Origin of the sequence: Sorangium sp. So ce1014 (assembly GCF_051521505.1) — a bacterium.
In the GTDB taxonomy this organism is placed as follows: Bacteria; Myxococcota_A; Polyangia; order Polyangiales; family Polyangiaceae; genus Sorangium.
The window spans coordinates 930,475-952,436 of sequence record NZ_CP150356.1; the positions used below are offsets into that span (position 1 = coordinate 930,475).

The window sequence follows — 21,962 nt, forward strand, 5'->3', positions numbered from 1 at the left end:
GGCGGCCGGTCGAGGTATCGTCCCGGTCGTGTCCTCCGCTCACAAGCTCCGCGAGCTCCTCGCGACGCCCGGCCTCCTCGTCATGCCGTGCTGCTTCGATGCGCTGTCGGCGCGCCTGATCGAGCAGGCCGGCTTCTCGCTGACCTTCATGAGCGGCTTCGCGGTCTCCGCCGCGCGCCTCGGCGCTCCGGACACGGGGCTCATCTCGTATGGCGAGATGGTCGACCAGGCGCGGGCGATCTGCGCTGCGGTGTCGATCCCGGTGCTCGGCGACGGCGACACGGGCTACGGCAATGCGATGAACGTGAAGCGCACGGTGCGCGGCTATGCGCAGGCCGGGCTCGCGTGCGTCATGATCGAGGACCAGGTGGCGCCGAAGCGCTGCGGCCACACGCGCGGCAAGCAGGTCGTGCCGCGCGACGAGGCGTTCACGCGCGTCCAGGCCGCCGTGGACGCGCGCGACGAGGGCGCCGGCGTGCTCATCATGGCGCGCACCGACGCACGGCAGACGCACGGCTTCGACGAGGCGCTGGCCCGGGCCAGGGCGTTCGCCGATCTCGGGGCCGACATCGTGTTCCTGGAGGCGCCCGAGAGCGTGGAGGAGATGCGCACGTTCTGCCGGGAAGTGCGCGCGCCGGCCATGGCGAACATGGTGGATCACGGCAGGACTCCGGTGCTGCCGCCGGCCGAGCTCGCGGCGATCGGCTACAAGATCGCGGCCTATCCGCTCACCCTGCTCTCGGTCGCCGCCGCCGCCATGCGCGAGGCCCTCGCGGCCCTGCGCGCCGGCCGGCACCCGGACCCCCGGACGAGCTTCGGTGCGCTCCAGGAAATCGTCGGCTTCCCTGAGTACTATGCTGAAGAGGAGCGCTATGCGCTGCCTCCCAGGAAGGGTTGAGTCGGGAACCATGTCCACCAGGTCCTCCGCCGAGCCCGCGGCGCTCCTCGACGCGGCGCGCAGCCTCGTTCCGCTCATCAAGGAGCACGCGCAGCAGGGCGAGCGCGAGCGCCGTCTGCCCGATCCTGTCGCGAGGGCGCTCAGGGAGTCGGGGATCTTCCGCATGTGTCGTCCGCGAGCGCTCGGTGGTCTCGGGACCGACCCCATCACGGCGATGCAGGTCATCGAGGAGCTCTCGCGGGCCGACGGCGCGGCGGGATGGTGCGCGATGATCTGCGGCACGACCGGCGCGTTCGAAGCGCACCTCCCGGTGGAGGGGGGCAGAGAGATGTACGCGAACCCGGATGTCGTGACCGCCGGGGTCTTCGCGCCGAGCGGGCGCGCCGTCGAGGTCGAGGGAGGCGTTCGCGTCACCGGGAGGTGGGCGATGGCGAGCGCCTGTCAGCATTGCGACTGGCTGGGCGGCACCGCGGTGGTCTTCGACGGGGCGGCCCCGCGCATGCTGCCGGCGGGCATGCCCGAGGCCATCGTGCCGATGTTCCGCGCCTCCGAGTGCAAGATCCTGGATACGTGGACCGTCTCCGGCCTCGCCGGCACCGGGAGCCACGATTTCGAGGTCGTGGACGTCTTCGTGCCGAGCGGCCGGTGCATCCGTCTCCCGATGGCGGCGCCGATCCATCCGGGGCCGCTCTCCTTGTTCCCCCTCTTCGGCTTCCTCGCGAGCGCGGTCGCGTCGACCGCGCTCGGGGTGGCGCGCGAAGCCCTCGATGAGCTGGTCCGGCTCGCGGCGGTCAAGAGGCCGTCTGGCATGATGGCGTCGCTCGCGGCGCGGCCGTCGACGGCGCTCGTCGTGGCCGAGGCCGAGGCCACGCTGGGCGCGGCCAGGGCGTACCTCTTCGATTCGGTCGGCGCGGTCTGGGATGCCGCGGCCTCTGGCGGGTCGATCACGCTACGGGAGCGAGCTCGCGTCCGGCTCGCCGCGACGAATGCCGCTCTCGGCGCGGCCCGCGTCGTCGATCTCGCCTTCACGGCGGGCGGCGCCACGGCGCTCTACGCGGACAGCCCTCTTCAGCGCTGCTTCCGCGACGTCCACGCCGTCACGCAGCACGCCCTCGTCGCCCCGCACACGCGCGAGGTCCAGGGTCGCGTGCTCCTCGGGCTGGACACCGAGCTGCCGATGTTTTGAAGGGCCGTCCGCGAGAGGAGAGACGGAGACGAGCGGGCGAAGCAGGCGAGGCGTCCTGCGCCCGCGGGGGGCGCGCGCCTCACGTGAGCGGGAGGTCCACCCAGCGCTCGAAGCCCGGCCGGCGCTTGATGCGTTCGTACCACGCGTCGACGTGCTGGAGCGCCGGCCGGTCGACCGGCAGGTTGTACCACCGCTGCGCCGCCACCCCGAGGGGGATATCGGCGAAGGTGAAGTACTCTCCTGCGACCCACGGGTGCCGTGACAGCTGCCTGTCGAGGATCCCCAGGGCGGCGAGGGCCGCCTTGCGCGCACCGTCGATCGCGCCCCGATCGCGGCGCTCCTCCGGCGTGCGCAGGAGCTGGACCAGGAGCGTCCGGACCGGGGGCCACAGGGTCCCGAGCTGCCAGTCCGTCCAGGCGTCGGCGCGCGCCCTTTCCGCGAGATCGCCCGGCTGGAGCGGCGGCGAGCCGTAGCGCGCGAACAGATACCGCACGATCGCGTGCGACTCCCAGAGCGCCAGGGACCCGTCCTCGAGCGTCGGGACCAGGCCGTTGGGGTTGAGGGTGAGATAGTCGGCGTCCTTCACGCGGCCGAACGGCCCGCCGGCGTCGACGCGCTCGAAATCGAGCCTGAGCTCGTCGAGCGCCCAGAGGACCTTCTGCACGTTCGAAGAGTTCTTGTGACCCCAGAGTCTCAGCATGATGTCTCCTGTCCCTCGGTGCCGCTCAGGCGGCCGTCGCCGCCGCCGGTTTCACGAACTTCGCGTAACGCTCCACGTAGAAATCGACCGGATTCGAGGTGGCGCGGACCGCGTCGCGCGCCTGCACCGCCTCGATCCACGCCCGGAGCCGCGTGAGCTCTGCCGGGATGGAGAACCCGCGGAGGCGATCGACCGCGGGCAGCCGCTCGAACCACGGATAGAACGAGAGATCGACGAGGCTGACGTCGGCGCCGAGCCAGTAGGGCCCGCGGCCCGACGACCCCGCCAGCGCCTCTCGCTCGATGAACGCGAGCACCTCGCCGAGCGCCTTGCGCCCCTCCGCTTCGCGCTCCGGCGTCTCGGCCCTGAGCAGCTGGGCGAACGCCGGCACGAGGCGCGTGTTCGCGTAGTCTATCCAGATCCGCGCCAGGGCGCGCTTGCCCGGCTCCCTCGGCAGGAGCGCCGGATCGGGGAAGGCCTCCTCGAGGTACTCGTTGATGATCGCCGACTCCCAGATGCGGTTGCCCTCGTGCTCGATCGCCGGGACCTTGCCGTAGAGCGAGGCGTCGACGAACGCCCGCGGCTTGTTCTGCAGATCGACCTCGATCAGCTCGGCGTCGATCGCCTTCTCCTGAAGCACGAGCCGGGTACGGTGGGCGAAGGGGCACGCCTTCGCGCTGAAAAGTCGCAGCGTCGTCATCCTGTTCTCCTTCGTGGCGTCCGCCACGCGAAAAGCTCTCCTGCAGTCGATCGCGTTCGCGTCATCTCCCGAGCTGCCATCTCACGAACTATCGATATCGATGGCTATATCGATAGAGCAGGTAGCGTGCCAGATCGTTGTCGCAGGAACGGATCGCAATCCGTCATGGTGGACATGGACTTGCTGCGACAGGAGCAAGGATTGCTGGTGATGTGTTGCTGCGGCAGCAATCCGTCGTGAGGACGTCGTGAGGCGGTGCCCCGGTCGGCCGGCGTCCTGTGATGCCGCGCGGGGCGCTGGGGTGGGCCGCTGCCGGTGGGAGGGTCGAACGACGTCAAACGCCGGGGAGGCGTCGCGCCTCTCGGGCGGGCGCATGTTCAGATCTTCATCCTTCCTCCTCGTGGCTTGTTGGTCGCGGATGCGACAGAGAGCGGCGCAGTCGGCGCCACGTCATCGCGTGGCGCCTCTGGTCGAGCAGGTCATCCACGCGCGGGCGTGGACGCGGAGCTCCTCTCAACGCACCGGGAGGGAGAGCTGCTGTTGTTCGCGTTACTCTTTCGTGGCGGATGTTAATCCGTTATAGCGGAAGTGTCAAGCCGCACCGGGAGGCGTTGGCGGGGATGTGCCAGGGAGGTCTTCGTTGTAAGCTCCGCGGCATGACGACGGTTCGTCTCCACGCTGGAGCGCTCTGCGGCTCGGGACATGGCCCTCGCGCGGGCCGCGGCGCTCGACGGGGCAGCGTCCTCGTCGTCAGGTGCACGATCGCGGCGGGCGTGGAGCGGGGCGATGGCGGGTGAGCGCCCGCCGTCTCGTATCCTGACCGCTCGGCTGGCGCTGCGAGCGTGGCGGCCCGAGGATGCTCCTTTGATCAGGGAGGCGATCGACGGAAGCCTTGCGCACCTGCGGCCCTGGATGCCGTGGGCCGTGCACGAGCCTTCCTCCATGGACGCCACCACTGTGCTCCTGGAGAGGTTCCGGGACGACTTCGCGGCAGGACGCGACTTCCATTACGGCATCTTCACGCGCGACGAGCGCGAGGTGCTCGGGGGGACGGGGCTGCACCCGCGGATCGGTCCGGACGCGATCGAGATCGGGTACTGGCTCCGGGAGACCGCGACGCGCCGCGGTTACGCGAGCGAGGCCGTGGCGCGCTTGACCCGGGTCGCGCTCGAGGAGCTCGGGGTGAGCCGCGTCGAGATCCGTTGCGACCCGCGGAACACGGCGAGCGCCGCCGTGCCTCGACGGCTCGGGTATCGACACGTGACCACGCTCGAGGCCAATGCCCTGACGCCCGCGGGCGAGCCGCGCGACACCATGGTGTGGGCGCAGACGGCCGCGGAGCTCGCGGGGCCAAGGCGGGAGTAAGTCACCTGCACATGAAGTCGTGAGTCAGGAAGAATATCGAATGATCTTGCCACCTCCATGTGAGCTCTCTCCGGGCGAGTGACAGCACCGTTGCGCCGAGAAGGCGACGTTCGTGAGACCACCGCGCTCGGCCGGCGCCCCGCGAGCACCATCGAATTCGGAGAGAGGTGCTCGGTGCGCGCTGGCAGCGATCAGAGATCGAGCGTCATCTCGATCATCGTGCGACGGAAGCCGAACCGCTCGAACAGGCGCTGCGCAGCGGCGTTCTGCGTCGCGGTGTGGAGCACGACGCGTGGCGCACCCAGGGCGCGGAGCCGTGCGAGCATGGCCTCCAGCAGGATGGCGCCCGCGCCGAGCCGGCGCACGGGTTCGGCGACATAAAGGTCGTGGACCACGCCGCAGGCGTCGAGGAGGCTGTTCCAGTCGCGCGGCTCCCGGCGGCCGTAGGCGTAGCCGACCAGCACCGGCTCGGCGCCACCTCGCTCGGCGACGACGATCGAGGCGTCAGGGCTTTCGAGCTCGCTGGTGAGCCATCGCTCGTAGCCCGGCTCGATCGGCTCCAGGCACAGGAAGCGGTGCGGATCCAGGGTATGGTGGAGGCGGACGAGCTGCGCCGCGAAGCGCGCCACCTCGGGCATGTCCGCGCGCACCGCCCCGCGGACCGTGATGGAGGAGGTCATCTACCAGGATAGCCGAGCGACGACCGCTCGCCCGGCGCTCACCGCTCAGCGTGCTTTGCCCGCCCCCAGGCTCGCCAGCGCCTGCTCCGCGTCGCGCCGGTAGGCGTTGTCGGTCGGCGCCGTCTCCAGGAAGCGCTGGTAGTGGCGGATGGCCTTCTCGCGGTCGTTCGTCGAGCGGAGCGCCTCGGCGAGGAGGAAGTGCGCGTCGAACAGCCACGGCGGGGTCGAGCGCTCCGGCGACTCGCCCAGGGCGACCGCCTGCGCCATCTCGGTCGCGGCCCCGGCCCGGTTGCCGCGCGACGCGTAGATCTTGCCGAGGCGGTAGTGCCACTCGGGGACCTTGTCGTTGGACGCGATCGCCTTGCGCCAGGCCTCCTCCGCCGCCGGCCAGTTGCCCTGATCCTGGTAGCAGAGCGCCATCGTGGCGTACGCCTCGTAGCGAGACGGCCGCTTCTCGAGCGCGATCTGCAGATCCGCCAGCGCGTCGCGGCTCGCCCCCTGCTTCTGCAGCAGGACGCCGCGCTGCCAGTACGCGTCGCCGAGCTCCGCGTCGAGCTCCAGCGCCCGCCTCAGCGCCATCTCGGCGCGCGCGGTCTGGCCCGTCTCGTTGGCGCCCCAGCCGACGTAGAGGTGGTACTCGGCGCGGTTCGGGTCGATCTCCGAGGCGCGCTCCAGGAAGCGCAGCGCCTCGGCCATGTTCGTGCCACGCACCAGGAGCGCGCGGCCGAGGAAATGGTTCGCCTCGGCGGAGTTCGCCTTGTCCTTGAGCACCTCGCGCAGGATGGGCTCGGCCTGGCTCGCGTGCCCCGCCATCACCTGGGTCGAGCCGACGCGCAGCTTCAGATCGACGTCGTTCGGCGCCTTGCGGAGCGCGTCGGCGTACATCTCCAGCGCGCGCTCGCTCTGCCCGGTCTCCTCGAACAGGAGCCCTCGCTCCAGCGCCAGGCCCGGGTAGTCCTTGTCCGCCGCCATGACCTTGTCGAAGACCCGCGCCGCGTCCTCGAACCGGCGCAGGCGGCGGTAAGCCTCCCCCAGCTTGAACTCGCTGCCGAGGTCCTCCTCCTTGGCGAGCGCGAGCTCGAGCTCCAGCCGGGCCTCCTCGTACTTCCCGGTCTGGAGCGCGACCTCGGCCTTGGCCTTGTGGAGGGCCGGCAGCTCCGGGAACTTCGCCGTCGCCTCCGACAGCTTCGCCGCCGCCGCCTCGTTGCGGCCCAGGCTCGACAGCAGCGAGGCGAGCGCCACGTAGGCGTCGACGACCTCCGGGCGGTTCTCGCTCGACTTCGCCGCGTCGAGGTACGCCTGCTCCGCCTCCTTCTTGTTGCCGAGCGCGAGCTCGGTGCGCCCGATCCAGTAGGCGACCTGCGGATCCGCCGCGTGGGTCTTCTGCAGGCCCTTCAGGAGGTCCTTCGCCTCCTTCATGCGCTCCTGCGCGAGCCAGGTCTTCGCCTTGCCGATGTGCGCGGCCAGGTTCTGCGCGTCGGCGCGGGCCGCGGCCTCGAAGCGCGCCTGCGCCTCGGAGTAGCGGCCGGACCGGTACAGGACCTCGCCGTTGCCGATCAGCGCGCGCACCGCCTGCGGATCGATCTTCGCCGCGGCGGCGAAGGCCTGCTCGGCCGCGCTCATGCGGGACTTGGTGAGGTGGATGGTGCCGAGCAGCGTGTACGCCTCGACGATCTCGGGGTCGCTCGCGGCGGCGCGGACCGGACCGTCGCCGGTGACCTTGCCGAGCAGGTCGAGCGCCTCCTGCTCGCGGCCCTGCGTCTGCCAGAGCAGCGACGCGATCAGGGTGCGGGCCCCGACGTGGTCCGGCGAGGCCTCGAGCGCGCTCCTGGCGCTCGCCTCGGCGCCGGGCGCATCGCCGGCGAGCCGCTGCGCCCGGGCCAGACCGAACAGCGTGCGCGCGCTCTTCTGGAGCTCGGTCGCGCGCTGCCACGCCGCGGTCGCCTTGGGAGCGTCCCTGGCGAGGAGCTCGATCTCGGCGGCGAGGACGGCGACGTCGATGTCGTCCTTGAGCTGGGCGCCGAGCGCCTGCGCGGCCTGGCGCGCGCGCGGGAGCTGGCCCGTGGTCGCGTCCTGCGCCGCGACGGCCAGGGTGAGCAGGTCGCCCGGATGGGAGCTCGCGAGCGTGACCATCTCCCTCCCGAAGGCGTCGTCGATGGTCCGGTGCCCGAAGCGGACGCTGCGCGCGAAGGCGACGTACGCGGCGTAAGCCATCGTCGGCCGGTGGCGGGGCGCGCTCGTGCGTGTGGCCTTCGCGTCGTTCAGCGCGCCGTTCGCGGCCGAGGCGGTGTCCTGGGCGAGGGCCGTCTGGGTCCGCTGCCGGAGATCGGCGAGCGCCGCCTCGTACGCGAAGACGTTGAGCCGGTCGCTGATGAGGTTCACGCCGAAGGCGCCGACGTCCGGAACGAGCGCGAGCGCGCCGCCGCCGACGGCGGCGACGGCGAGCACCGCGACGACGTAGCGCTTGATCTTCGACTTCTGCGCCGGGGCTTCCTGGGCAGGCGCGGGCTTCGCGACCTGCGCCTCCGGCCCGGCGCTCAGGTCGCCGATCTCGGTGCCCGCGCCGGTGAGATCGACCTCGTCGCCGACGCTGGGGTTCGGCACGCTGAGCTCGATGCCCCGATCGTCGTCGTCCGGCGGCGTCTGCGTGAAGTTCCCGGAGCGATCGGACGGATCGTAGGCGGTGGGCCCGGCGCTGGCGGCGAGGTGCGTCACGCTCTCGCCGAGCGCGATCTCATCGCCGAAGTCGGCCGGCGGCATCGCGCCGCCGAAGTCGGCCGGCGGCATCGCGCCGCTGCTCGGGGGGGGCTCGGGCGCCGCCTGCGGGATCGGGCGCGGCCCGGGCGCCTGGAACGCGGCGCCGACGCGCGAGTCGTCGTAGTCCGGCGGGGCCTCGTCGAACAGCTCGGCGCCGACGATGGTGCCCGGTCCGGCGGGCAAGCCGGTGCCGGTGGCCCGCGTGGGAAGGGCGGTGCCGGTGGCCTTCGTGGGAAGGGCGGTGCCGGTGGCCTTCGTGGGAAAGCCCGCGGACGCCGCGGCAGGGTAGCCCGCGGACGCCGCGGCAGGGTAGCCGGCGGACGCCGCGGCAGGGTAGCCAGCGGACGCCGAGGTCGGGAGCCCGGCGCGCACCGGCGAGGGGAGCGGTGCGGAGGCCGGCGCGGGAAGGCCCGCGTTCGAGAACGGGGAGGGCATGCCGATCACGCCCGGGACCGAGCTCGGCAGATCGCTGGCGATGATGGGCAGGTCGCCCGAGGGCGAGGGCAGCTCGGCCTCACCGTCGCCCTCGAGCGGCAACTCGAGCTCGCCGAAGCCGAACGACATGGACCCGCTGCTGGAACGCGCCGGCGGAGCCGGGGGCGCGTCGTCGTCCAGGTCTCCGAAGTCGTATTCCGGGGCCACGCGGGGCGGAGCGACGTCCCCCATCCCGCGGGTGCGCCCGCGGCTGAGCGGCTGCGAGGCGGCCCCGGAATCGCGCGCGCCGAACCCCGAGGGGGCGCTCGGCCGCGAGTCCCGTATGCCGAACCCGAGGGTGCGCCGGCTGCTGGGAGGAAGCGGATCGGACGGCGCCGGCAGGTCGGACTCGGCGAACGCGGTGGGCGTCGCCGGAGCGGTGCGGGACTCCGCGCGCGAGCGCGCCCCGAACGGGGCCGACGCGGCGGGCATATTGCCGTAGACGACCGGCAGGTCGTCGGGATCGAGCCCCTGCACCTCGGCGTCCGTCGGGCTCGGGAGCTCGACCATGAGATCGATCTCGCCGAAGCCGCGGCGCTGCGGCACGGTCTTGGCGTTGCGCCGATCGGACGGGGCCGGGCGATCGGGGACGTCGGGCAGGCCGATCTCGCCGAAGACCTCGGGGCCCGACGGCTCAGGGAGCGGCGCGGGCGCTGCGGGGGCCGTGGGCGCCGCGCGGCGCGGCGGCGTCGCCACGGGCGCCGGCCCCGGACGACGAGGAGGCGCGACCGCGGGGAACGCGACGTCCTCCGGGGCCGCCACGGGCAGATCGGCGTCGTCGTGCGTCGCCGGCGCGCTCCGCTCCGAGAGCTGCAAGCCTCCCGCTCCAGCCCGCGGCGCGGGCGTGGGCGTGGGCACGGGCGTCGGCGCAGGTGCTGCACCCGCGCCCCCCTTGGTCACAAGCAGGCTCGTACCGCACTTCGGACAGCGCATCCTGAGCCCCGCAGGGGGAATGCGCTTCTCGTCGACCTGGTACGGCGATTTGCATCCGTCGCACTCGACCTTGATCATGCTCCCCGACCCGATGCCGGCGCTGCGAGTGCCTCTGCAGGCGCGCGCCTACACGCTCGTTCGGCCTGTGAAAGGCCGGGATGCCCCGACATCCGCTCTCCTTACTAGCAGGGCTTGTGGTCCTTGGATCGCCTCTTCTACGGGCCGTCCTCAAATCGGCGATTTCCCCGGGCATGTCGCGTGCTTGTCTCCGGCGTGGCGCCGGAGCCGCGCCGGGGTGAAGCCGGAGCAAACGCGGCCGGCGGCCGAGCGAGGCGCGGCGGGCGCGGGTTGGCGACGTCCGGCCGGCGGAGCGCGCCGCCATCGCGGCCTCGCCAAGCGTCCTCCACCTGTGCTAACGCGCTGCCGCCCATGCAGCGATCGACGGCGGTCATCTACACGCTCTTCTTTGCGGGCGCGCTGGCGTTCGTCATCGCGAACGGCGGCCCGAAGGGGAGCGGCGTGGCCAGCGCGCCCGCCGACGCGGGCGCCGACGCCGACGCCGACGCCGGCTCGCCTGCGGCGGCGTCAGCGGCGAGCGACGGCGACGCCGGGAGCGACGCCGGCGGTGACGGCCTCCTCCAGGAGAGCGGCCCGGAGCAAGCGGCGCGATCCGACGCGGGCATCACGCTCCTCTCGGGCGAGGCGCCGCCCGGGCTGCCGGCCGAGGCGCCGAAGAAGGTGCGCTTCGGCGTGGTGCTCATCCAGTACCGTGGAGCGCAGGGCGCGACGCAGAACGCGCGCTCCAAGGACGCCGCGCTGGCGCTCGCCAGGGAGCTCGCCGAGGTCGCCAAGACGGACTTCAAGGCCGCCATCGGCAAGGGGGACAAGGGATCGACCGACGATCTCGGCTACCTCCCGCGCGGCGTGCTCGAGCCCGCGCCGGAGTATGAGCTCTTCAGCCTCCCCAAGGGGGGCGTGAGCGGCCCGGTCGACACGCCGCGCGGCTTTTGGATCGCGCGCCGGATCGAGTAAGGATGGCCTACCGCGCGGCGCGTCGCCGCGCGCTCGAACGAGTGGAGATACCGTATGGCGACGATCGACATCCGCCGGCAGCACGCGCTCACCAAGGAGGATGCCAGGCAACGCGCGGAGGACCTCGCGCGGGGCATGGAGGACAAGCTCGGTATCCGCTGGCGGTGGGAAGGCGATCTCATCCGGTTCGAGGCCCCGGGCGGCGCAGCGAAGGGGACGAAGGGCCTCGTGCGCGTCGAGGCGTCCGCCGTCCAGGTGGAGATCGATCTCCCGTTCCTGCTGAAGGCGATGAAGGGCACGATCGAGTCGAAGGTCAACGAGAAGCTCGAGGCCGTGCTCTCCAAGGCCTAGCCGCGGCGGCCGGGCTCAAGGAAGCGCCGCGCAGACCTGCGCGCGACAGCGCCCGCAGCTCCGCGCTTTCCAGGGCCGCGCGCCTCCACGCGCGCGGCGCAGATCGAGCCCGCCCCCCGCCCAGCGCGCTTTACTCCGCGACGTTCGGTTCGCTACTCTCCGCCATCGTCATGCGTTGCGCAGAGATGAGACCCCCTTCGGAGGCGTCGCAAGCGAGATGACGGTTCAGGCACCCGAAGGGCAGGTGGAGAGCATGACGGCCCTGATCGCGCGGCTTCGCGCGGAGCAAGGCGACCAACCGGAGCGACAGCTCCAGGCGCTGCTGTTGCACGAGCTCGGCGCGCTCGAGGAGGCGCTCGGCGAGGAGCCCACGGCCGCGCGCGACTACCTCGCCGCGTTCAACGCCGATCCCCAGTTCCGCGAGCCGCTCGAGGCGCTGGTCCGCATCCTCACCCGACGCAAGTCGATCAAGAACCTCGGCAAGCTGCTCGACGCGCTCACGCGCGCCGCGGCCACGCCCGAGGAGCGAGCGCGCGCGTTCTGGGAGCGCGCGGCGTACCTCCAGGACCACGAGCAGAACCTCTCGGCGGCCAAGGAGGCGCTCGAGGAGGCGGCGCTCAGCAACCCGGAGGACGCGACCCCGTGGCTCGAGCTCGAGCTCATCGCGGCCAAGGAAGGGGACATCGCCGGCCGCATGCGCGCGATCGAGGCCCGCGCCGAGCTCGCGACCGACGCGACGTGGAAGGGGCTGCTCTTCATCGAGCTCGCCGACCTCGCGTCGGGGGCCGAAAACGTGGAGCGCGCCTACGAGCTGCTCGACGCGGCCGCCGCGCTGGAGGGGCGGGCCCGCTTCCGGTCGCAGCTCGCGCTCGAGGCCATCGCGCGGCGCGAGGAGGACCTCGGCGCGCTCGCGCGCGCCCTCGAGGGGCAGGCCGAGCTCATCGCCGACGCGCTCGATGACGAGGCGAGCGGCGAGGCCAACGGCGTCCCGCGGTACATGCGCAAGCCGGAGTACGCGGCCGACGCGTGGCTCCGCGCCGCCGAGCTGACGCAGCGCACGGGGACGGGCGGCTTCGCGTCGCTCCTGGAGCGGGCCGCGGAGCGGCTGCCCCAGTCGGCGCTGCTCGGGCGGGCGCGCATCGCCGCCCTCGAGGCCGCCGGCGAGGCCGAGGCCGCCGCCGGCCTGGCCAAGCAGGAGATCGCGCGCGGCGCGAGCGGGCCCGGCGCCGCGGCGCTGTGGCTCCGCATCGCCGAGGCGGCGGCGCTGGCGAGCGACCGCGAGGCCGCGCTCGCGGCGCTCCGGAGCGCGCTCACGGCCGACCCGCAGTGCATCCCGGCGCGCGCGCTCGAGATCGATCTGCTCGGCGACGGCCAGGACCCGTCCGCGTTCGCGGCCTCGCTCGAGACGACGGCGGCGTCGTACGGCAGCGACGAGGCGAGGGGACGCGCGCTGCTCCTCGCGGCCTACGTCTGGGCGGTGCGGACGGACGACGTCGGCGCGGCGAAGGCGGCCCTGTCGCAGGCCGGCATGGCCGGCGTGCATCCGGGCGTGCTCGCGCGCTTCGGGCGGTCGTTCGCGGCGCTCCGCGGCGACGCGGCCTGGTACGAGGAGTCGACGAAGCGGCTGCTCTCGACCGGCGTCGACCCCGCCGAGAAGGCGAGCCTCTGGTTCGAGATCGGCAGGAGCCGCCTGCTCCGGGGCGACGCGGGCGGCGCCGAGGGGGCCTTCGTCGAGCTCGCCGCCGCCGGCGCCGACGACGGTGGCCCCGCGCCGAACGCGTGGCTCGGGAGGGCGCTCGGCGCCTTCGCGGTCGATCTCGTCCGCAGCCGGCGCGAGCGCGGCGACGAGCCCGGCGCCCCCGGCCCGCGGCGCTCGCCGATGGTGATCGAGGCGCTCGCGGAGGTCGAGGGCCCGGAGACCGCGCGCGGGCTGTGGCTCGTCGCCGCCCTGCGCAGCGCGCGCAGCGGCGAGCTCGATCGCGCGCGGAGCCGGCTCCGCGCGCTCTTCGAGCAATCCGCGGACGACGAGGTCATCGCGGTGTTCCTGGCCGAGCTGGAGCGGCGCGCCGGGAGCCCCACCTCCGCGGCCGCCACGCTCTCGACCTGCGCCGCGGCGATCGACGACGCCGATCTCTCGGCGGCGCTGCACATCGAGGCGGCCATCCTGCTCTGGCGCGCCGGCGAGCGCGGGCGCGCCGTCGAGGAGCTCGAGGCGGCGCGCGGCAAGGCGCCGCGGGCGGGCGCGACGGTCCTCACCTGGGCGCTCCGCGGCCACGAGGCCAGCGACCTCGACAGCCGGCGCCGCGCCCTCGAGGTGGCCGGCGAGGCGGGCGAGGACCCGGCGGCGCTCGCGCTGGCGCGGTTCGGCCTCGAGATCGGCGCGGCCGAGGGAGGCGACGCCGACGAGGCGCTCGCGACGCTCGAGGCGCTGGAGTCGCAGGCGAGCGACGATCTCGCCCTGGCCGCCGCGCTCGGGCGGCTCCTCTGGCAGCCGGCGCTCGAGCAGCGGAGCGCCGTCGAGCGCGCGCTCGACTATGTCGAGGAGCGGGGCGACGGCGCCGCGTCCATCGCGCACGCCGAGCGCTTCCGCCTCGCGCGCACCCTGGATCACGATCGCGCGCGCACGGCGGCGCGCGCCGCGGCGTGGGCCGAGGCCGACCCGAGCCCGCACGCCGAGCTCGAGTGGCTCGGCGCGGCGCTCGGCGCCGAGGACCGCGACGCCGAGGTCGCCGCCCGGAGCGCCCTCGCGCGGCACATGGCCGGCGAGGCCCGCGCGGCGATGGAGGCCTCGGCCGCGATCGTCGGCGCGCTCGACCAGCCGAACCTCCCGCGCCCGTTCCTGACGGGCGAGCACGCGCCCGCGCAGCTCGCCAACCTGGAGCTCGCGCTCCCCGGCTGCGATCCGCGGCGCCGCGCCGCGGCGCTGCACGGGCTCGGCGACGCGCTCGGCGAGGACGCGCAGCTCACCGCGCTCGGCCTCGCCGGCTGGTCGGACTTCGCGGCCGGCGATCACGAGCGGGCGCTCGCCGCGTTCCGCACGGTCGTCGAGCGGAGGCCCGACGACGTCGCCGCCTGGGAGGGCGTCCGCGCGACGTCCGAGGCGCTGCGCGACCCGGTGTCGACGGCGCTCGCCTCGGCGCAGCTCGGGTCGCTCTGCAAGGACGACGCGCGCGGCGCGGGGTTCTGGGAGAGCGCGGGGCTCCTGCTCCTCCAGCACACCGAGGCCCACGACGACGCGGAGATCGCCTTCGACCGCGCCTTCTCGCGCGACCCGCGGCGTGGCGTCGCCTTCGACCGGCTGTTCCGCCGGGTGCGCGCGCGCAACGAGGACGAGCGGCTGCTCGACATCGTCGAGCGGCGGCTCGGCGTGGCCGACAACGACCTCGAGATCTGCAAGCTGTTCTGGGAGCGCGCGCGCGTGCTCCGCAAGAAGGGCAAGCTGGACGAGGCGCTCGCCGCGCTCGAGAACGTGACGCTGCTCGAGCCGGACCACATCGGCGCGCTGGCGCTCTCGGCCGACATCTCGAAGGCGCAGGGCGACCTCGGCCAGGCGGCGGCCTTCTACGCCGAGCTCTCGCGCGTCGCGAAGGCGCCCGGGGAGCAGCGCCTCATGTCCGGGATCACCGCGGTCGACGCGTACGAGAAGCTGGGCGAGCACGACAAGGCGCTCGAGGTGCTGGTCAGCCTGCACCGGGCCGGGCTGTCGACGCTCCCCGTCCGCGAGCGCCTCGTCCGGGTCGCCGCGCGGGTCGGCTCCTGGGACGAGGCCACGCGCCTGCTCGAGGAGCTCATGGTCGAGCGCGACACCCCCGCGGGGCGGATCGAGGCGGCGCGGCTCGCGATGGCCATCTACCGGGACCAGCTCGGCGCGCCTCGCCGCGCCGAGCGGGCGGCGGCGAAGCTCCTCGACGAGGCCCCGGACGACGGGGAGGCGATCGACCTCGTCCTCACGACGGACTATGACCCGGCGTTCCGCACCCGCGTGCTCGGCCGCGCCAAGGCGACGCTGATCCAGGCGCTCGCGTCGGACCCGATCGACGCGGACCGCGTCGCGCTCCTCGCGAAGATCGCCGGCGCCGGGCAGGACGCGGCGCTCCGGCAGGCCACGCTCGGCGCGCTCGTCGCGCTCGGCCGGAGCGACGACGGCATCTCCGCGGAGCTCAGGAAGATCGACGCCCGCGTCCCCGCGCGGCCGCAGATCGCCCTCGACGCCAAGGCCATGGCCGAGATCGCCGATCCGCTCGACAGCGGGCCGGTCGGCGAGCTCTTCGCGAAGATGGCCGAGACCCTCTCCGTGACGCTCGGCCCCTCGCTCGTGTCGCTCGGCGTCGGCAAGAAGGACCGCATCGACTCGCGCGGCGGCCACCCGCTGCGCGTCGCGGTCGCCGAGTGGATGGGCGCGCTCAGCTTCGAGACGGACTTCGAGCTCTACGTCGGCGGCCCCAGCCCGCACGGCGCCACGGGCGTCTACGGCCAGCTGCCGGCGCTCGTGCTCGGCCCCGAGGTCACGACGCCGCTCGACGCCGCCTCCCGCTCGGCGATCGCGCGCGAGGCGTTCGCCCTGCGCCGGGGCATCACGTCGCTCCGGACCCGGGACGACAACACCGTCGCCTCGCTCGTCGCGGCGGCGTGCATCGAGGCGGGCTTCGCGGTGCCGCAGCCGCCCTACGCCGTCTTCGGCGAGGTCTCGCGCGCCATCCACAAGGAGATGTCGCGCGCCACCCGGAAGTCCATCGCCGAGGTGTGCCAGCGCATCGTCTCGAGCCAGCAGGACCCGCACCACTGGGCGCAGGCCGCGCGCAGGAGCATCGACCGCATGGCCGTCGTCGCCGCCGGCGACGTCTCGCTGGTCCTCTCGGATATCCTCAGTACCCCGCGCGAGCAGCTCGGCGGTGTCGTCGCCGAGAGCGAGCGGGCGCGCCAGCTGGTCGCGTTCGTCCTTTCGCAGAGCTACCTCGAGCTTCGGAAGAAGCTCGGGATGGGGGTCCGGTGAGCAGCAAGAATCCGCAGTCCAAGAGCTCCTCTGGCGGCGGCGACGAGGGCACCCCGTCGCAGGAGAAGATCACGGTCCCGCCGCCGGCGATGTACGGCGCGGCGGTCTCGGACGACGACGTCGAGGAGGCCACGCTCCTCGCCAAGATCCCCGACGAGCTCATCCAGTCGATCCGCGCCGAGGAGGGGGAGCGCGCCGGCGAGGGCGGCCTGAAGCAGCTGTTCTCGCGCGAGCCGGTCCCCGTGCCCGCGAGGCCGGCGCAGAGCGCCGGAGAGAGCGACGCGCTGCTCGACATGCTCTTCGAGGACCCGCGCGGCGACGACCCCGACGACGGGGTCGTGACCTCGGCGCCCGCGCTGACCGGGCCGCGCCGGGCGACGCCCCCCGTGCCGCCGCCGCCGCGGCCTCCGTCGCTGCCCCGCCCCGCGGCCACGCCCCGCTCGGGCAGGCCGGGCGACGCGAAGGCCTCGCTCGGCGCCGAGCTCGCGCACAGCGATCGGACGCCGAAGATCCCGGCGCGGGCCGCGTCCGCGAGGTCTCCGGTGCCGCGCCCGCCGCCGGCCGCCGCCCCGCCCCCGCTGCCGCAGACCGGGCGCCCGGGCGAGGTGCAGGACGAGGACACCGCCGAGCCGGGTGACCGCGCGACGCCCATCCCCGACGGCGGCGACTCCCCGTTCGAGTTTGCGCCGCCCAGCGTCGTCAAGAGCAGCCGGCTCGCGAAGGCGCCGGGCTTCGACGACGAGGACACGACGGGCTTCGACGACGAGGAGACGAACGCCCTCGACGAGCCCGGGCCCACGACCCGACCGTACGCCGGCGTGCCGTCCGCCCCCCCGAGCCACTGGGATCACCCCACGATCGAGAGCGATCCCGGCGAGCTCGTGGACGAGTCCAGCCTGCTCGACGGGTCGGCCGACATGGAGGACGATCTCGCCCAGACGCGCGTCGCGAGCCGGAGGCCGGAGGTCGGCCCGACGTTCGCTCCGCCGCGCTCGTCCGGGCCTGCCCGCGCGCCCGAGAGCCTCCCGCCGCTGCCGTCGATCCCGCCGCCCGCGTCCGTGTTCGACGGCGAGCAGGACGCGAGCGCGATCCTCGTCCAGTCGCAGCAGCGCGACGTCTGGGCGGCGCGCGCCGCCTGGCTCCGCGCCGAGGCGGAGCTCATCGAGGACCCGGCGGCCCGGGCGCGCGCGCTGCTCCCCGTCGCCGAGCTCTTCGTGATGGCCGGAGAGGACGCCACCGCCAGCGCCATCGCGGCCGAGGCGCGCGAGCTCTCGCCGGGCCTGATCTTCGCGCACCGGCAGCTCCGCGGGCTCCTGATGCGCGAGGGGGATCTGCCCGCCGTGCTCGAGGCGCTGGAGAGCGAGACCCGCATCCTCGGGACGCCCGCCGCGCGCTGCCACAACCTGGCGCTCGGCGCCGAGCTCTCGCGCATCTCGCTCGCGGACCCCGAGGGCGCGCACAAGCGCCTGGAGCTCGCGTCCCGGATGCACCCCGCCGATCCGCGCGCGCACGTCCAGCGCTTCTGCGACGCGCTCGCCGCGCCCGACACCGACGCGGCGGCCTCCGCCACGATCGCGAAGCTCCGCCTCCCCGACGCGCCCGAGCTCGCGCCGCTCGCCGCGGCGTGCGCGCAGGTCGCCGCGCACCGCGGCGCCTCGCGGCGCGGCCGCTCCGCGCCGGCCACGCCGTACGAGGCGCTGCTCCGCGCCCGCGCCCTGCTCCGCGCCGGCGACCTGGCCGAGGGCCTCGCGAGCCTCGATCCCCTGCGCAGCACCTCGCTCGCGCCCGGGGTCGCGTGGCTCACCGCCGCCCTGAGCGCCGCGCGCAAGGAGACCCGCCCGGCGGCGCTCGGCGCGCTCCGCACCGTCGCCTCCGGCTCGCACGGCGGCCAGGCGCGCCGCGCCCTCGCGGCGCAGGCGATCGAGCTCGGCGACGCCGCCGCCGCGCGCGAGGCGACGCTCGACGACGGCGACGCGTTCTCGCCGGCCGATCGCATCGTCCTCTCCGCGCTCGCCGGCGGCTCCGCGGGCGAGATCGAGCCGTGGCTCACCGCCCTCGCCGACGATCCGGAGTTCGCGCCGCTCTGCGCCGCGACGAGCGCCGCCCTCAGCGACGCCGGCGGCGCGGGCGACGGCGCGGCGGCCGACGGGGCGTCCGCGCCGCGGGGCGTTCGCGCCCTCGGCGGCCCCGGCGCCCGCGCCGCAGCGGTCCTCGGCCGCGCGCTCTCCCGCGAGGCTGTCCCGGCCGAGGGCGGCATCGACGCGAGCGACGCCTTCTCCCGCGCGGTGCTCGCCTACGGCGACGGCGCGCCCGAGAGCCCGCTCTTCCGGGCCCTCTCGCTCGAGCTCGATCTCGACGGCGATCGCGGCGCCCGCGTCGCCAGGGCCATCGGGGCGCTCCGCGAGGTCGCGTCCGAGCGCGACAGCGCGCTCGCCGCCGCCGTGATCGCGGAGGTCGCGGGGGATCAGCGGGCGGCCATGAGCGACCTCGATCGCGCCCGCGCCGCGGATCCGCAGCACGAGGGCGCCGCGCGCGCCCGCGCCGCGCAGGAGAGCGGCGTCGGCGCGGCCCGCATCCTCGCGGAGCACGCGCTCACGCTCGAGGAGGGGCCGCGCGCCGCGGTGCTCGTCACCGAGGCGGCGATCCGCCTGCTCGACGGCGGCGACAACGACGAGGGCGAGCGCCTGCTCTCGCGCGCCGCGCAGATCGATCCGAAGCTCCCCGTCGCGCTCCACCTCGGCGAGCGCAGCGCGCGCGCCCGCGTGGATCGCGACGGCCTCCTCGAGTGGCTCAGGACCCGCCGCGAGAGCGCGACCGACCCGCTGGAGCGGGCCCACGACCTCGTCCGCGAGGCGCTCCTCGTCGCCGAGGCCGATCCCGCGTCGGCCGCGTCGCTCCTCGAGACGGCGCACCGCTCGCGCCCGCAGGACATCGGCCTGCGCGAGCTCTTCGAGCGGCTCGCGCCGGAGCCTCCGGCCGACCGCGCCGCCTGGCGCGCCGAGCGCGCCACCGAGCTGATGCGCGTCCTCCACCCGGGCGGCGACGGCGGCGCCGCGGGTGACGCCGACGACCGCGCCGCGACGGGCATCGAGGCCGCGCGCCTCGCGCTCGAGGCCGCCCTCGAGTACGAGCGCACCGGCGATCTCGCGCAGGCCGCCGCGTGCGCCGGCCAGGCCATCGCCGCGGGCGACGAGGCGCTCGCGCCGATCGCCCTCTACCGCGCCGCCGTCGCCGGCCACGGCGCCGGCGAGCTCGTCGACGCCCTGATCCCGCGCGCCCGCGAGGCGGCGGACGCGACCGAGCGCCTCGAGATCTACGAGCGCCTCGCGGAGCTCGACGAGCTCGGGCGCAGCGACGCCGGCAGCGCCCTGCTCTGGCGCCGCTCCGTCCTGGAGGAGACGCCGCACCACCTGCCCACGCTCCGCCGCGTCGCCTCCTTCCTCATCGGTGAGGGGCGCGACGAGGAGCTCGAGCCGATCGCCCTCGAGATCGCGCGCGTCCTCGACGGCCCCGAGGCGATCGCGCACGCGCTCCTGTCGGCGCGCCTGCGCCTGCGCCTGCTCCCGTGGGAGGAGACGTTCGAGCCGGTCCAGATCGCGTACAGGAACGAGCCCCGGGGCATCTGGTCGCTGCGCCAGATGGCCGCCCACGCCCGCGCGAAGGCGGAGCACGCCCTCGCGATCGAGGCGGATCGTCAGCTCATCGAGCGCACCGATCGCCCGTCCGAGGCCGCTGCCCTCTCGGTGCGCGCCGCCAAGGACGCCCTCCTCGCCGGCTCGATCGAGGACGCGGTCGCCTTCTTCCGGCACGCGATCACGCTCGTCCCGCACTACCTCGTCGCGCACCTCGACCTCGCCGACGCGCTCGAGCGCGGCGGCGAGGTGGCCACCGCCGCGGCGGCGCTCGAGTCCGCGGCGGGCGCCAGCGTCGGCTCCGAGGGGCGCGCGCACTCGCTCTATGCCGCGGCGGTGCTCTGGCAGGACAAGGTCCAGAACGCCGCGCGGGCCCGCGACGTCCTCGAGGCGGTCGCCACGGTCGACCCGTCGTACGCCGACGTCTTCTCGCGGCTCAAGGCGATCTACGTCGCCGAGGGCGCGCGCGCCGAGCTGGCCGCCCTCCTCGAGCGCCGCCTCGACGCGGTGACGGATCCGGCGGAGCGGGTCGAGATGGAGGTCCTCCGCGGCCGCGCGCTCGCCGACGTCGGCGACGCCGCGGCGGCGAAGCGGGCGCTCGCCGCCGCGCTCGACGCGAACCCCGACCACGTCGAGGCCCTGTCCGCGTTCGCGGACGTCTGCGCCGGCGAGGGCGACTGGACCGGCGCCGAGCAGGCCTGGATCCGCCTCGCGCGCCTCGTGCCCGATCCCGCGAAGCAGGTCGCGATCTACCTCCGCCTCGGCGAGCTCTACGACGAGCACCTCCCGAACGCGGAGCGCGCCGAGCTCGCCTACCAGGAGATCCTGAAGCGCGCGCCGGGCGACGTGAGCGCGCGCGAGCGGCTCGTCGCGCTCTACAAGCGCGAGGGCGACGGCGTCCATGCGCTGGAGCAGCAGAACCTCCTCATCAACGCCGCGGAGGCGCCCGAGCAGAAGTGCCGCCGCACCGCGGAGCTCGCCGAGATCTACGAGTCGATCGGGGACCTGAAGAAGGCCGAGGCCACGCTGCTCACGGCCCGCAAGACGTGGCCCAAGGACGACTTCGCGCTCGGCGCGCTGGCGGGCTACTACCAGCGCACCGAGCAGGTCTCTGCGGCCAACGTCCTGCTCGATCGCGCCCTCGCCGACGCCCGCCGCGCGCTCACCACCGGCCGCTTCGAGCCGTACCTGTTCGCGACGGTCGCCACGGTCGCGGAGCTCCGCGGCCGCGCCGGCGCCTCGAGGATCGCGCGCGCGACGGTCGCCGCGCTCGACGGCCGCGAGGCGGCGATGGGCGGCGCCGGCAACGCCGCCGGCGCGGCCCGCCTCGACGTCCACCTCGCCCCGGACCTCATGACCGCGGCGTTCCGCGAGCTCCTGCTCAAGACGGGCCCGCTGCTCGACGCCGCGGTGCCGTTCGATCTCGACTCGATCCGCGCGACCCCGCTGCCGCCGCAGCACGCCGACATCACGGACCTGGCCCGCGGCATCGGGGCGGCGTACGGCCTCCCCAACCTGCAGGTCTACGTGACGGGCGCGCTCGGCACCGTCTGCGTCCCCGCCTCCTCGAGCCCGCCCAAGATCGTCCTCGGGCAGTCCCTTGTCGCCTCGCCGCGCGAGGACGTCCGGCTCTTCCTTATCCACCGCGCCGTCAAGATCCTCCAGACCAACGGCTCGGCCTTCTCGCGGACGGCGCCGATCGACCTCTGGCCGCTGCTCGCGGCCTACCTGAAGGCGTTCACCCCCTCGTGGGCGCCGCAGGGCGCCGAGGCCGGTCGTCTTCGCGAGTACCAGGGCCGCATCGATCGGGTGATGACGGGCGGCGTGGATCCGAAGCTCAGCGTGCTCGCCGCCGACGTCATCGGCTCGATCGGCAACCGGGCGTCGACGCTCAACACGGCGATCAACGGCTGGGGGAACCGGGCTGCGTTCCTCGCGGTCGGCGACCTCAACATTGCCCTCACGGGCATCGCCTGGTCGGGCGGCCACACGAACGCGCCGCCCGCTGCGGGCAAGGACCGCGTCACCTGGATCGGACGCAACGCGGAGGCGCGCGACCTCATCGTCTTCGCCGTGAGCGACGGCCTGGCCGAGGCCCGGGAGCAGCTCGGGTTCAACGAGTGAGGGTGCGCGCGCTCGCGCGCTCGTCGCGGCGCGCCGTCGCGCTATGTTGAGCGCGCGCCGTCGCGGGTACTTCGCCGTCGCGGAGGCTTGCGCGGCCGCGTATGCTCCGCTGCCTGCCTGCCAGCGAGCGTTCCGCC

General features: G+C 74.5%; 11 protein-coding genes. 7 read left to right on the plus strand and 4 right to left on the minus strand.

What is annotated here, in order from left to right; all coding sequences use genetic code 11:
* The first annotated feature begins 28 nt into the window (after nucleotides 1–28).
* Together WME75_RS03590 and WME75_RS03595 are read left to right on the plus strand one after the other, a co-directional pair.
* The gene (locus WME75_RS03590) at nucleotides 29–898 is read left to right on the plus strand and encodes an isocitrate lyase/PEP mutase family protein (protein ID WP_437486435.1); all 870 of its coding nucleotides are present in this window, start codon (nucleotides 29–31) and stop codon (nucleotides 896–898) included.
* Nucleotides 899–908: 10 nt separating this feature from the next.
* Nucleotides 909–2,084, plus strand: a complete 1,176-nt coding sequence (locus WME75_RS03595; RefSeq protein ID WP_437486437.1) for an acyl-CoA dehydrogenase family protein — start codon at nucleotides 909–911, stop codon at nucleotides 2,082–2,084.
* Nucleotides 2,085–2,163: 79 nt separating this feature from the next.
* Here the strand turns inward: WME75_RS03595 and WME75_RS03600 are convergent, their stop codons facing one another.
* Both WME75_RS03600 and WME75_RS03605 read right to left on the minus strand, forming a co-directional pair.
* Nucleotides 2,164–2,784 carry a glutathione S-transferase family protein gene (locus WME75_RS03600; RefSeq protein ID WP_437486439.1) on the minus strand — a complete coding sequence of 207 codons (621 nt, stop codon included), beginning with the start codon at nucleotides 2,782–2,784 and terminating at the stop codon, nucleotides 2,164–2,166.
* Between the two features lie 25 nt (nucleotides 2,785–2,809).
* Nucleotides 2,810–3,484 carry a glutathione S-transferase family protein gene (locus WME75_RS03605; RefSeq protein WP_437486441.1) on the minus strand — a complete coding sequence of 225 codons (675 nt, stop codon included), beginning with the start codon at nucleotides 3,482–3,484 and terminating at the stop codon, nucleotides 2,810–2,812.
* A gap of 786 nt (nucleotides 3,485–4,270) precedes the next feature.
* On the opposite strand from WME75_RS03605, the gene WME75_RS03610 reads away from it, so the two are divergent.
* Nucleotides 4,271–4,849, plus strand: a complete 579-nt coding sequence (locus WME75_RS03610; RefSeq protein ID WP_437486443.1) for a GNAT family N-acetyltransferase — start codon at nucleotides 4,271–4,273, stop codon at nucleotides 4,847–4,849.
* Nucleotides 4,850–5,040: 191 nt separating this feature from the next.
* Here WME75_RS03610 and WME75_RS03615 read toward each other — a convergent pair whose 3' ends face one another.
* Nucleotides 5,041–5,529, minus strand: a complete 489-nt coding sequence (locus WME75_RS03615; protein ID WP_437486445.1) for an N-acetyltransferase family protein — start codon at nucleotides 5,527–5,529, stop codon at nucleotides 5,041–5,043.
* Nucleotides 5,530–5,574: 45 nt separating this feature from the next.
* Complete coding sequence (locus WME75_RS03620) at nucleotides 5,575–9,771, minus strand: tetratricopeptide repeat protein (RefSeq protein ID WP_437486447.1); 4,197 nt, start codon at nucleotides 9,769–9,771, stop codon at nucleotides 5,575–5,577.
* Nucleotides 9,772–10,122: 351 nt separating this feature from the next.
* On the opposite strand from WME75_RS03620, the gene WME75_RS03625 reads away from it, so the two are divergent.
* The 4 genes from WME75_RS03625 to WME75_RS03640 all read left to right on the plus strand — a co-directional run bounded on the left by WME75_RS03625 (nucleotide 10,123) and on the right by WME75_RS03640 (nucleotide 21,825).
* On the plus strand, nucleotides 10,123–10,725 hold the full coding sequence (locus WME75_RS03625; RefSeq protein ID WP_437486449.1) for a peptidyl-prolyl cis-trans isomerase: 603 nt from the start codon (nucleotides 10,123–10,125) through the stop codon (nucleotides 10,723–10,725).
* A gap of 54 nt (nucleotides 10,726–10,779) precedes the next feature.
* Nucleotides 10,780–11,076 carry a polyhydroxyalkanoic acid system family protein gene (locus WME75_RS03630; protein ID WP_437486451.1) on the plus strand — a complete coding sequence of 99 codons (297 nt, stop codon included), beginning with the start codon at nucleotides 10,780–10,782 and terminating at the stop codon, nucleotides 11,074–11,076.
* 217 nt (nucleotides 11,077–11,293) lie between these two features.
* The gene (locus tag WME75_RS03635) at nucleotides 11,294–16,069 is read left to right on the plus strand and encodes a hypothetical protein (RefSeq protein WP_437486453.1); all 4,776 of its coding nucleotides are present in this window, start codon (nucleotides 11,294–11,296) and stop codon (nucleotides 16,067–16,069) included.
* On the plus strand, nucleotides 16,066–21,825 hold the full coding sequence (locus tag WME75_RS03640; protein WP_437486455.1) for a hypothetical protein: 5,760 nt from the start codon (nucleotides 16,066–16,068) through the stop codon (nucleotides 21,823–21,825). The genes WME75_RS03635 and WME75_RS03640 overlap by 4 nt, the downstream gene beginning before the upstream one ends.
* Nucleotides 21,826–21,962: the final 137 nt, after the last annotated feature.